Raw genomic sequence first — 11,962 nt, forward strand, 5'->3', positions numbered from 1 at the left:
ATCGTTTTGATATAAATAATCCCGCGCTAGTGAAGACAAGAACAAGAAGCTCGTTTACGGGACCTCAAGCACTAATTTTAGGCCTTACTTATGTAAGGCTTTTTTGTTTCTGATGCTTAACAAATTCAATTAACTGACCTGCTATTGAATAAATACCCGGCGTTTCCGGCAAATCATTAAGATTATACCAGTCTGCGTGCAAAATTTCTTTTTCATCTACCTTTATTTCACCGCTGTGATATTCAGCAATAAACCCAACCATTAACTGATGCGGAAATGGCCATGCCTGACTTGAAAAGTATTGAATATTTTTAACTTCAATTGCGGTTTCTTCATATACTTCGCGTGCAACGGCCAGCTCTAATGTTTCCCCCGGTTCAACAAAACCAGCTAAAATGGAGCTACGCCCCGAACGGCTTTTTTTATTAACCGCTAATAACAGTGAGTCGCCTTTGACTACCGCCATAATAACGCAAGGTGAAAGTCTTGGATAACATCGATGGGCGCATTGCTTACACTGCATCGCCATCTCCCAACCCACATGCTTCATTTTCTGGCTACAGCGCCCACAAAACCTATGCGTATCCAGAAAGTGTAAAAACTGAATCGCTTTTGCCGCAAAACCAAATAACTCAAAGTCACACTCAGTAATAAAGTCTCTTAATTCAACAAATTCACCTAAAATCTCAGGCTTAATTGCAACTTGCGAAGCTTTAAGCATAAATACATTATGATTCGCATATTGCCCAAGAAAAGTAGCTTTTTTAACATTAATGGCGTTAAAGATGTCAGACGCCTGATACAACGGGATAAAAGGGGCGTCTTGGCTGACAAAAATTTCATCATTTCGAACAATAATCCAAAAAGCCGGTTGATGAAAATCAATAGTTACAAGTTGATTTATCTGCATATTACGTCAAACAGTATTAATTTTTTAAACAAAACAAGGTATATTAGCTGTATATTTTTACCATATTTTTACTTAAATTGATTTAGCTATATTGCTTTTTCTGCGTTAATCACGTTAGATATAGCTATGGCAAAACCCCAAAGAAGGTAGGATTTAATTATGTTGTCTGAATTAAAACAAGTACAACAAAAATACGGCGGCGCTAATAAAGCAATCGACAATTGGTTAGAAGAAAGACGGGAACTATTAGTTCGTTATTGTAAATTAGCAGGTATTCTACCTAATGGCGAAGCAGCCAAAAATGCAATAAACAATGCAGATATCGTAGAATTTTGTCAGGTTATGGTTGATTATTTATCTGCCGGTCATTTTGAAGTGTTTGATGACATTGCTTCTAAATGTGAGACTCATGGCGGTGAAAGCTTAGAGTTAGCCCGACGCCTTTGGCCAAAAATAAATGTAACTACAGATATTGCACTTAACTTTAATGATAAGTATGCAGAAGCCAATGATGATACAGACTGGTCAACTTTTTCAACTGATTTATCTCAGTTGGTTGAAGCGTTAGAAGACAGATTTGGTTACGAAGATCAGCTAATTCATACGCTTTATACAAAACATAGCGAAGTAGCTTAAATCAACTCAAGATTATAGCCATAAAAAAAGCCGCAAAAGCGGCTTTTTTAGTTTATACGATTAAATTAACCTTCTACTTAACCTTCGATCGAGATTAACTCTACATCAAAAATTAATGTTGAATACGGAGGAATACCACCTGTACCGTGCTCACCATAAGCTAAGTTGTAAGGAACGTAGAAACGATACTTAGAACCTACTTTCATTAATTGAACACCTTCAGTCCAACCCGGAATAACACGGTTTAATGGGAAAGTAGCTGGCTCGCCACGATCAACAGAGCTGTCAAATTTAGTACCATCAATTAAAGTACCAGTGTAATGAACTTTAACGGTATCAGTTGCTTTTGGTGATTCACCTTCACCAGCTTCAACTACTTCGTATTGAAGGCCAGACTCAGTTGTTTTTACACCTTCTTTTTTAGCATTTTCAGCTAAGAATTTTTCACCTTCTTCAAGGAATTTTTTGCCTTCTTCTTCGCGCTTAGCAGTTTCCATTTGTTGGTGCTGCTGTTGAAGCTCTTGCATTGCTGCCTGAATCTCTTGTTCAGATAAAGCTGGACTACCGGCTAAAGAGTCTTCAACCCCTTTTTTAACCATGTCCATATCTAAAGATAAACCAACAGAGTTGATTTGCTCTACGGTTGCTTTAAGTTGAGCACCAAAGTTAACACCTAAGCCATAAGCTTGCTTTTCTGTCATATTTTGCAATGTAACTGCCTCTTTTTGTTGAGTTTGCTGAGAATCTGCTTGAGCGGTTTCTGTGTTTGTTTTTTCACCGCAACCAGCCATTGCTAAAGCGGCAGCCAACACACTGACCATGCCTAATTTTTGCATCTAAAATACTCCAATTTGCTTAATTTTATACATACGGTTTACGCTATCTTGCTAAACCTGTATTAAACTTTTTATATCCCAAACACATTAACTTTCTAATTTAAATTAGAAAGTCCGTTATACTACCTGTATCTATATGATTAACAATGAAAATAAAATGATATTTCAGAAAGTTAACCTTATTTTTTTGTTCTTGCTTTCAATTTTACTCTGCGCCTGCCAACCATCTGTGTCATCAAAACCACTTAGTGCATTTCAACACGCTAAACAAGGCTCAACGGATAGTTATTTTTCTAGCGATGCTGACTGGCTTATCGTATCGCAAAATACCAAAGTTCAGCTATGGAACATGCAAGAAAAAGCTCTGACTTATATCTGGCAACAAAGTTCCAATGAAAGCAAGCCTGTTTACCTCACCCATATTAGTTCCGGTAACGGGTTTGCAGTAACCGCATCACAATCAGAATTTTCATTATGGGACATGCACAGTGGCAAAAATATTGGCTACTGGCAAGTAAAAGATTCAAATATACGAGACATAGCGGTCACCCGATCAGGCTCAAAAATCTTACTAGGTAAAAGTAATGGCGATATTTTAATATTCAACCCCAAAACTCAAGAACAACACATTTTTTTTGGTCATAGCGAAAAAATTAACCAAATCGCGCTGTCGGCAGACGATATTTGGGCGCTTTCTGCCAGTAATGATTACACTGCGCTCTTGTGGGATATTAATAGCCAGAAAATCATTCAACGATTTGTCCACCCAGAAAGAATTACTCAAATCGCAATTAGCTCCAATAAACGCTATCTATTTGTAAGTAGCAATAGGTTTGCTAGCATTTATAATAGTTTGACAGGAAAAGAGATCTGCCGATTAAATGCTGAACATCACCAAAAAAGTTATTCTGTTGCCCGTTTTTCGCCAGATAATACTAAGTTAGCAACCGGTTCACCTGACAGACAATTAATGCTTTGGGATGTACAAACTGGTAAACTGCTCAAACAATGGCAAGTTGCCGTAAAACCAGATAATCCGCTCAACGGAGCTCTGGTTTATAGTCTGGCATTTGTTGATAATACACATTTAGTGAGTGATGCTTCATCTGGCATCTCAGAATACTGGCGGTTTTAATGAGTAAAGATTTAGAGCAAAGAATTGATAATTTGGAGTCACAACTTGTTTTTCAGGAAGATACAATTAACAGTTTAAACCAAGCTTTGATAGATCAGCAGCAACAGTTAATAACCCTTCAACAACAGCTTAGTTTATTTGCTAAAAAAGTGCAGCAAATGCAGCCAGAGTCTGTTGCTCCGCTTTCTGAAGAAACGCCTCCGCCACATTATTAAAATGATTAAACCCCAACTGATAAACCAATACCCAGTTTAACCATCTCAAGGTTAAACTGGGCAAGGTTATTGAGTTTTCTCTGTGTTATGGGGCTTCTGTTGTTTCAACTTCGCTTTCAGTTTCTGTTAACTCAGTTGTATCTTGAGTTGAAATCTCAGCGTCAGCCTCGTTGTTATCCGAATCTGCGTTATCAGAATCCGTATCAGAACCAAAAGAGCGCATAAAACTTGAGTCTAGCGGTGTTAATACTGAATCATCAGCATTGTCTGTTTCATCTGCGGTTTGCTCAGCTTGATTTGCTTGCGCTGGTGTTTTTTGTAAACCGGCAGGTGTGCGGTAACCTAAGCTGGCTAAAGCGGCTAATTCGGCGGCTTGTTCCTGAATACTTAATCCTTCAATTTCATTAGCTTGCATAGCATCACGAATTACTTTAATCAAACTTTCCATTTCCAGCGCTTTTTGTTCGGCTTTTTCTTCGTTTAGTTTCACCATTGACAATGATTCTTTGCCAATATTAAATGCTCGCTGAGCAGCAATCAGGGCTTTTTTACTCACTTGTTTTACCTGTTCACGCTCTCGATAATTTTTATTAATAAAAGCTTTTGCCTGTGCAATCGCCTGCTCGGCTTGCTCAAATGTTTGCTCGGCATAATCATCCGCATCATTATCTTCGGCTTTATCTAAAACCCGCTCGGCTGGCGAAACATGGCGTTTAATCAACGTATTAATTTCTAACTCAGCCATATCTGCCAATAACTTGCTTTGCTCTTTACGCGCATCTTCTACTTTCTTCTGCTCGATTAATTTAAATAAATCAACTAAATCAGTTTGCACTTCGGTATAAGTTTTTGGGTAATCCGCTTTTACATTTAGCTCATCCAACACTGCTATATGCGCAAGAGAATCAGCCAGAGTTTGCTCAATCAGTTGTTTTGTTTTATAGGCTGAATTAATCAGCTCTTTGGTTTTAAATGCAGCGGTGATAATCGCCAATTCTTTACCTAACTCTTTAGATTTTTCTTCACCGGTTTGAAGCTTGCCAATATAAGCTAAACTTTGTTGTGCATTATTAAAGTGCAGCGGGGTATAAAAATCTAATTTGTCTTTGGCTGCTTGCTCTAAAATATCCTGAGCCTCTTCAATTGCTTGCTCTGGTGTCTGATCTGAATTTAGAGCCTGCTGTTTGGCTAAATTATCCACTCCTGAGGTAGATAATTTATTGGATGAACAAGCAGACAATAAAATTAAAGCTGACAGTATAATAGGTAAAGATTTCATCTTAATTCCTTCATTTTTCTAATTTTGATTCCGGTTTTAGTTATTTACCGAGTTAAACCTTGTTGCAAATAATCGACCAATATTTTTAGCTTGTTAGATAAGTATCTGTTATTTGGATAAACAGCCCAAACGCCATCATCTGGTTTTTGGTACTCGTTTAACAAACTTTGTAATCGACCTGATTGTATATGTTGTTTTAGATAATAGTCTGGCAATTGTACTATTCCTAAATGATTCAGCGCAGCTTCAACCAAGGCAAAACCACTATTGCAGCGCAACCGTCCTTTTACCTTTAAGTTTATACTTTTATCTGAATCCATAAAGCGCCAATGCTCTAAAGTCCCTAATAAACAATTATGTTCTGCCAATTGTGAAATTGTTTTAGGTTCACCAAACTGCTTAATGTAATGAGTAGAAGCACATAAATATAAACGCCGTTTAGTTAACCTTTTGGCCATTAAACTTGAGTTTTCAAGTGAGCCAAGCCTAATTGCTAAATCTAGCCCATGCTCAGTTAAATCCAGCCGAGTATTAGTTAACTCAAGCTCAATTTGCATATTCGGGTTTTCAACTAAAAACTGATTAACCAAAGGTACAATTTTCAGCTCACCATAGTTAACCGGCGCGGTCATTTTAATTTTCCCGGTTAGCTGATTATGCCTTTGGCTAATCGCTAATTCAGCGTTTTCTAACCCATCTAACACGTGCTTACAGTTATGGTAATAAATTTGCCCTTCGTCAGTTAACGAAACATGCCGTGTTGTCCGGTATAACAATTTAATCCCTAACCTTTTTTCCAACGCGTTAATTTGCCTGCTAACTTGTGCTGTTGATAACGCCAACTTTTTAGCCGCTAAAGTAAAGCTATTCGTTTCAGCTACTGCAACAAACTCTGAAATACCATGCCATTGCACATTATTACCTATATGTAAAAGTTATTTACCAATTCAGCATATTATCAGCTATTTAGAAACAATTATAATATTTGCAAGTTTTTTCCCAAAATGCTGAGGTATAGCTAAATATAGCTATACTAAAACCCACAAATAAATAGTTAAGGATCTAATATGTCAGAACAATTTATGAAAACCCGTGCAGCAATTGCATGGCAGGCTAACCAACCTTTATCTGTTGAAGAAGTCGATTTAATGCTGCCTAAAAAAGGTGAAGTATTAATTCGGGTTGTGGCAACTGGGGTTTGTCACACCGATGCTTACACTTTATCCGGCGCAGATCCTGAGGGGATTTTTCCTACTATTTTAGGTCACGAAGGTGGCGGCATTGTAGAACAAGTTGGTGAAGGCGTTACCAGTGTAGAAGTGGGTGATCATGTTATTCCGTTATACACTCCTGAGTGCCGCGAATGTAAATTCTGCTTATCTGGTAAAACCAATTTATGCCAAAAAATCAGAGCAACACAAGGCAAAGGTTTAATGCCAGACGGTACAACTCGTTTTTATAAAGACGGTCAGCCGATTTATCACTACATGGGTTGTTCTACTTTTGCAGAGCATACCGTATTACCTGAAATATCACTGGCTAAAGTAAACCCAAAAGCACCACTTGAAGAGGTTTGTTTGTTAGGTTGTGGCGTAACAACTGGCATGGGTGCGGTTATGAACACAGCTAAAGTAAAAGAAGGCGACACAGTTGCTATTTTTGGTTTAGGCGGCATTGGTTTATCTGCCGTTATTGGGGCGACAATGGCTAAAGCTGGCAGAATTATTGCGATTGATGTAAATGAGCGCAAATTTAAACTGGCTAAAGAATTAGGCGCAACAGACTGCATTAACCCTAAAGACTACGATAAACCAATTCAAGATGTTATTGTAGAATTAACCGATGGCGGCGTTGATTTTTCATTTGAATGTATCGGCAATGTCAACGTCATGCGTAGCGCACTTGAATGCTGTCATAAAGGTTGGGGCGAATCCGTTATTATTGGGGTTGCTGGTGCAGGTGAAGAAATTTCAACTCGCCCATTCCAATTAGTAACTGGCCGAGTATGGCGTGGTACCGCATTTGGTGGCGTAAAAGGTCGCACTGAATTACCGGATTATGTAGAGCGTTACTTAGCAGGTGAGTTTAAATTAGATGATTTTATTACTCACACTATGCCGCTTGAGCAAATTAATGAAGCATTTGAGTTAATGGAAAAAGGCGAAAGTATTCGCTCAGTTATTCACTATTAATCCATCTTTAACTCATCCTTTTGCGAATGAATAAGCAGATTAATCAGCGGCAATGAATTGTTAACTCTACATTGCCGCTGATTAATTCAAACAAGGTATTTGTATGCATCTTACACAAGTTTCTAATAATCATGTTTTTGGCGGATGGCATCAACAATTTGAACACCAATCTGCCAGTTTAAATTGCAACATGCGATTTGCTATTTTTTTACCGCCGCAGGCATTAAATGGCCAAAAAGTGCCCGTTTTATACTGGCTTTCTGGGCTAACCTGTACCGACGAAAACTTTATGCAAAAAGCCGGTGCTTTTAGAGTCGCTGCCGAGCTTGGAATAGCGATTGTAGCACCAGACACCAGCCCCAGAGGTGAAGGAGTAGCGGATGATCCTCAAGGTAAATACGATTTAGGCCTAGGCGCAGGATTTTATTTAAATGCAACTCAACCGCCTTGGAATGTGCACTATAAAATGTACGACTATATTTGCGACGAGCTGCCAAACATTATCGAAAACTCGTTTTCAGTTAATACCCAAAAAATGATCAGTGGGCATTCAATGGGTGGTCACGGCGCAATAAGTATCGCATTAAAAAATCCTGAAAAATATTTATCAGTCAGTGCGTTCAGCCCTATCTGTAACCCAATAAATTGCCCGTGGGGGCAAAAAGCGTTTTCAGCTTATTTGGGAGATAACCAGCAAGACTGGCTAGAATACGACAGCACAGAGTTATTAAAAAATACTCAGGCAAAAGTACCTATGCTGATTAGCCAAGGCGATGCCGATAATTTTTTAACCGAGCAATTAAAGCCTGATGCGTTATTAGCCGTTGCCAAACAAAAAGATTATCCGCTCACTTATCAGTTAGAAGCTGGTTACGACCACAGCTACTTTTTTATTTCCAGCTTTATTGAAGCACATTTACGTTTCCACTATAAAGCGATTGAAAACGCAAAATAACCGCTTTTTATGATGCAAAGCCAAACTTTGCATCATTGCTTTGGCGCTCATACTTACTTCAATTTTGCTTTCTCTTTTACCTTCTCATATCCGACAAAAGCCCAACCAACATAAACAAACTTGAGTTAATCACAAAATTCGCTAAGTATAACTGGCAAAAAGCAGGCAAAAACCGTTAAAATCTATCGCAATATTATTAAAGTAAAGAGCAATTTTTATGGGTAGAAGTTTTGAAAACCGAAAAGCGTCTATGGCCAAAACCCAAGGCGCTAAAACTAAATTATATTCAAAATACGGTAAAGAGATTTATGTAGTTGCTAAAAACGGTGGTGTCGATCCGGATGGTAATATAGCTCTGCGCCGCTTAATTGATAAAGCGAAAAAAGATCAAGTTCCAGCACACGTTATTGAAAAAGCAATAGATAAAGCAAAAGGCGGCGCAGGTGAAGATTATCAACCAGCTCGTTACGAAGGTTTTGGACCGGGTAACTGTCAGGTAATTGTTGACTGCTTAACCGATAACTCAAACCGTACTATTTCAGAAGTCCGTAACTGTTTTACCAAGACTAATTCTAAATTAGGTGCTCCGGGTTCTGTTGCTCACATGTTTGATCATCAGGCTGTATTTAGTTTCAAAGGGGATGAAGAAGCTGTTTTAGAAACATTAATGATGGCTGATGTTGATGTAACCGACATTGAAGATGAAGATGGCATGTTAACGGTTTTAGCGCCACATACCGAATATTACAAAGCTAAAACTGCACTAACAGAGAGCTTTCCAGACGTTGAACTTGAAATAGATGAAATCACGTTTAACCCTCAAATGGAAACGAAAGTGACAGGCGAAGATGTCGAAATGTTCGAGAAATTCATCAATATGTTAAATGATTGCGACGATGTGCAGGAAATTTACCACAACGCAGATTTAAGCGAATAAGCTAAAAACTAGGTTAGCAGAGTAAATTCTGATAATTTACTCTGCACCAAAACAAAACACACCAAAACAATGCAGAACCATATTGGTGCAACCAGCTGTTTTCCTATCCTTTATATTTTCTCAAATTTAGTCATTGTAAAAATTAACAATTCTAAAAAACTTAAATATTTTCATGCTTTACTTACTATTGCTTGGGCAAAAAATAAAAACATCAATATCCGGCATTAATATTGCTAGGAAACTTTATGTAATAAATAAAATTCCGTGCTGTTGAGGAAAGATTTGATGAGTCTGAAAAGCCAACTAATGCAATTGACAAATAAAGAAAAACACTGGCTACCCTGGTTTGGGCAAAATGGAAAAATCGCATTAGGATGGTCATGTTTTGTTAATAAAAGTACTTATTCTGCAGTAGAGCAGACTTTCGAAGGTACGGCTGCCACCCGAGTAAAATTGCTCCAAATGTGGACTCACAATCACTGGGAACACATGCAAAGTTTGGCGAACCAGATTAATACTGAGTCGCTCAATCAAAACCAACATGTTTTATTACAAAAATTACAAGCTGCGCCTGATTTTTCTGAAATTTTTATCATAACGCCAGACGAAAACGTTGTGGCTAGTACATTTAATCAAAGAGTAGGACACCGGCATAAACAGTCAAAAGCATTACAAGTTGCACACAAAGAACGGTTTCTACATGGTCCTTATATCGACCCAGATACATTAACGATTGGCCCATCCAGCTCAAAATTTCACGATGAAGTCACCTTAATGTTTTATTTCCCTGTGATTCAAAATGGACATTTAGTTTGTACTTTAGCAGGCAGAGTACCTAATGATGTTTTAGGCGATTTAATTCAGCGAGAAGCCGGCCACATTTATCCTGAGTCCGGTGACAACTATTTATTTATGGTCGATTCGCGTTTTGATCCCAGCTTAAAACAAGGCATTGCCTTATCTCGCTCTCGATTTGAAGACAGCACTTTTAGTCATGGCGAAAACCTAAAATCAGGTATTCATACTAAATTTGGCACAGTACAAATTCGTAATCACACTGAGTTTGAAATTCGTTTTACTGATCCGGCAACCGGAGAGCTTCATCCCGGCGTACGCGAAACCATTAAAAACGGCCAAAACCTATTTGTGACATACCCAGGCTATTCCGATTATCGCCATATCCCTGTTATTGGTAAAGGTGTAACATTTAAACTACCGGGTTCAAAAGATACTTGGGGTATGATGTGCGAAGGTGATTTGGAAGAAGTTTACCGCCGCCGCTCAATTAATTTGAGCTTAATGAAACTCTACCTATTTTTAGTTGCCAGTATTGTATGTATACACGGCAGCTTGGCTGAATTTACCCAACTTTCAAGTTTATGGGTTAACGGTATTACTGGTGTTTGTGCTTTATTTAGCTGTTATTTATTTTCGATGTTTGGCACAAATAAAGTATCTAACCGACTAAACGAAATGACCCAAGTTATTCGTACGATTGCAGAAGGAGAAGGCAACTTAACTCAGCGATTAGACCCAAATCAGATAAAGCATGACGAAACCGGCGATATGAGCCGCTGGATTAATAGTTTTATCGATAATTTAGATGGCATTGTTGGACAAGTTATTAACGCCTCACACAATGTAAAAGAAACCAACGAAAACATGCTAGAGCGTAACGAAGAAGCACATAACAGTTCAAATCAGGTTTATGAGTCAATGCAGCACATGCAAAGCTTAATCGAAAGCCAAAGAGAAGTTATTTTACGCGCCTCGGATACCGCTGAAAATATGAAAATGACTATGGCGGCGGTTGTTGAAAAAGCCAAACAAGATTATCAAGATGCCCGCTCTGGCACCCAAGCAATCCGCGATATTGTTGATAAAACTGCAAATTCAGTCCAGTCAATTGATGCCCGCATGGGCGATATAGGTAATATTATTAACGTGATCACCGAAATTACCAATCAAACTAACCTGCTGGCACTTAATGCTGCAATTGAAGCGGCACGAGCAGGTGAACATGGCCGCGGATTTTCGGTCGTTGCAGATGAAGTACGAGGTTTAGCGGGCAGAACCGCTGACGCCGCGCAAGATATTCAACGCATGATCCAAGGTCTACAGGAAGAAACTCAAGTCGCAGTAAACTTTATGGAAACCGGCGTAAAAGATGTAGACCAAAGCTTAAAATTAACCGAAGCAGCATCCAGTGAAAATCAGGAACTACATGCGATTGTTGAGCAAATGTTTGAAACCATTAGCGTGATCGAGCAAAACAGTGCGCGCAATGGTGAAACTGCTCGCAGTGTCACACAAGTCAGCCATAATATGGCAAAATCAATTGCCGAACTGGCAGTAAGTTCCAGCATGGTCGATTCAACTGCTAACAAACTCCAGCAATTAGTGAGTACATTTAAAGTGAGTACAGTACGATAAAATTGGCATAATTTGTAACTTTAACTGCCAGTGGATTAGCTCGATGAATTAGTCTTGACTTGAGCTGGCAGTTTTAAATAAATTGCTAAAAGTAGACAGTTACGGTTGCTCATAAATTTTAAGCCAGCTAAATGCTGATAAACAAACTTTGATACAACTAAAATTTTCCATATTTGGTAGGCTAGAATCAGCCCAAGCGAATCCCACAATTAGCACTGTTGAATTAATTTGTTGGGATTTACATCACTCGCTCCAAGCTACGCTTGTAAATAAGAGTCTAGAGATCCGCTTCACAAGTTAAGTAGAGATTAAAACTGACCTTTATTTGTTATTTCGACCTCTTTTTTCCTGCTTGAATTCAAGTAATAAGTGCAATGATTGGATAGATAACAATTAATTTAGCAAAATATAAAACATTAATTTATTCACAACCC

11 protein-coding genes are annotated in these 11,962 nt (G+C 38.4%); 7 read left to right on the plus strand and 4 right to left on the minus strand.

Going from position 1 to position 11,962, the window contains the following annotated elements; genetic code table 11:
• Positions 1-88 precede the first annotated feature (88 nt).
• Positions 89-910 (minus strand): NAD(+) diphosphatase, encoded by an 822-nt coding sequence (nudC, locus tag N7931_RS12170; RefSeq protein WP_262794400.1) that lies wholly within the window; start codon positions 908-910, stop codon positions 89-91.
• A gap of 159 nt (positions 911-1,069) precedes the next feature.
• Here nudC and rsd point away from each other — a divergent pair, with 159 nt between their 5' ends.
• Entirely contained in the window at positions 1,070-1,546 is a 477-nt protein-coding gene (gene rsd / locus N7931_RS12175; protein ID WP_262794401.1) for a sigma D regulator, read from the plus strand.
• A gap of 77 nt (positions 1,547-1,623) precedes the next feature.
• On the opposite strand, the gene fkpA is transcribed toward rsd, so the two are convergent.
• A complete protein-coding gene (fkpA, locus tag N7931_RS12180) occupies positions 1,624-2,382 on the minus strand; it encodes an FKBP-type peptidyl-prolyl cis-trans isomerase (RefSeq protein WP_262794402.1) in 759 nt (252 codons plus the stop codon).
• A gap of 229 nt (positions 2,383-2,611) precedes the next feature.
• Between fkpA and N7931_RS12185 the strand changes: the two genes are divergently transcribed.
• Together N7931_RS12185 and N7931_RS12190 are read left to right on the plus strand one after the other, a co-directional pair.
• Positions 2,612-3,517 (plus strand): WD40 repeat domain-containing protein, encoded by a 906-nt coding sequence (locus N7931_RS12185; RefSeq protein WP_262794403.1) that lies wholly within the window; start codon positions 2,612-2,614, stop codon positions 3,515-3,517.
• Positions 3,517-3,732, plus strand: coding sequence for a SlyX family protein (locus tag N7931_RS12190; protein ID WP_262794404.1), 216 nt, complete (start codon positions 3,517-3,519; stop codon positions 3,730-3,732). The genes N7931_RS12185 and N7931_RS12190 overlap by 1 nt, the downstream gene beginning before the upstream one ends.
• A gap of 85 nt (positions 3,733-3,817) precedes the next feature.
• Here N7931_RS12190 and N7931_RS12195 read toward each other — a convergent pair whose 3' ends face one another.
• Both N7931_RS12195 and N7931_RS12200 read right to left on the minus strand, forming a co-directional pair.
• The gene (locus N7931_RS12195) at positions 3,818-5,011 is read right to left on the minus strand and encodes a hypothetical protein (RefSeq protein WP_262794405.1); all 1,194 of its coding nucleotides are present in this window, start codon (positions 5,009-5,011) and stop codon (positions 3,818-3,820) included.
• 44 nt (positions 5,012-5,055) lie between these two features.
• On the minus strand, positions 5,056-5,925 hold the full coding sequence (locus N7931_RS12200) for a LysR family transcriptional regulator (RefSeq protein ID WP_262794406.1): 870 nt from the start codon (positions 5,923-5,925) through the stop codon (positions 5,056-5,058).
• Between the two features lie 153 nt (positions 5,926-6,078).
• Here N7931_RS12200 and N7931_RS12205 point away from each other — a divergent pair, with 153 nt between their 5' ends.
• The 4 genes from N7931_RS12205 to N7931_RS12220 all read left to right on the plus strand — a co-directional run bounded on the left by N7931_RS12205 (position 6,079) and on the right by N7931_RS12220 (position 11,528).
• A complete protein-coding gene (locus tag N7931_RS12205; protein ID WP_316250581.1) occupies positions 6,079-7,203 on the plus strand; it encodes an S-(hydroxymethyl)glutathione dehydrogenase/class III alcohol dehydrogenase in 1,125 nt (374 codons plus the stop codon).
• Between the two features lie 103 nt (positions 7,204-7,306).
• Entirely contained in the window at positions 7,307-8,158 is an 852-nt protein-coding gene (gene fghA / locus N7931_RS12210; protein ID WP_262794407.1) for an S-formylglutathione hydrolase, read from the plus strand.
• 217 nt (positions 8,159-8,375) lie between these two features.
• Positions 8,376-9,095 carry a YebC/PmpR family DNA-binding transcriptional regulator gene (locus N7931_RS12215; protein ID WP_262794408.1) on the plus strand — a complete coding sequence of 240 codons (720 nt, stop codon included), beginning with the start codon at positions 8,376-8,378 and terminating at the stop codon, positions 9,093-9,095.
• A gap of 285 nt (positions 9,096-9,380) precedes the next feature.
• Positions 9,381-11,528 (plus strand): methyl-accepting chemotaxis protein, encoded by a 2,148-nt coding sequence (locus N7931_RS12220; RefSeq protein ID WP_262794410.1) that lies wholly within the window; start codon positions 9,381-9,383, stop codon positions 11,526-11,528.
• Positions 11,529-11,962: the final 434 nt, after the last annotated feature.

The sequence above is a fragment of the Catenovulum sp. 2E275 genome (genome assembly GCF_025515275.1).
Lineage (GTDB): Bacteria > Pseudomonadota > Gammaproteobacteria > Enterobacterales > Alteromonadaceae > Catenovulum.

Excerpts from the sequence above, each read along its gene's own strand:
- nudC (WP_262794400.1), bottom strand. The coding sequence starts at position 910 with ATGCAGATAAATCAACTTGTAACTATTGATTTTCATCAACCGGCTTTT.
- rsd (WP_262794401.1), top strand. The coding sequence starts at position 1,070 with ATGTTGTCTGAATTAAAACAAGTACAACAAAAATACGGCGGCGCTAAT.
- fkpA (WP_262794402.1), bottom strand. The coding sequence starts at position 2,382 with ATGCAAAAATTAGGCATGGTCAGTGTGTTGGCTGCCGCTTTAGCAATG.
- N7931_RS12190 (WP_262794404.1), top strand. The coding sequence starts at position 3,517 with ATGAGTAAAGATTTAGAGCAAAGAATTGATAATTTGGAGTCACAACTT.
- N7931_RS12195 (WP_262794405.1), bottom strand. The coding sequence starts at position 5,011 with ATGAAATCTTTACCTATTATACTGTCAGCTTTAATTTTATTGTCTGCT.
- N7931_RS12205 (WP_316250581.1), top strand. The coding sequence starts at position 6,079 with ATGTCAGAACAATTTATGAAAACCCGTGCAGCAATTGCATGGCAGGCT.
- fghA (WP_262794407.1), top strand. The coding sequence starts at position 7,307 with ATGCATCTTACACAAGTTTCTAATAATCATGTTTTTGGCGGATGGCAT.
- N7931_RS12215 (WP_262794408.1), top strand. The coding sequence starts at position 8,376 with ATGGGTAGAAGTTTTGAAAACCGAAAAGCGTCTATGGCCAAAACCCAA.
- N7931_RS12220 (WP_262794410.1), top strand. The coding sequence starts at position 9,381 with ATGAGTCTGAAAAGCCAACTAATGCAATTGACAAATAAAGAAAAACAC.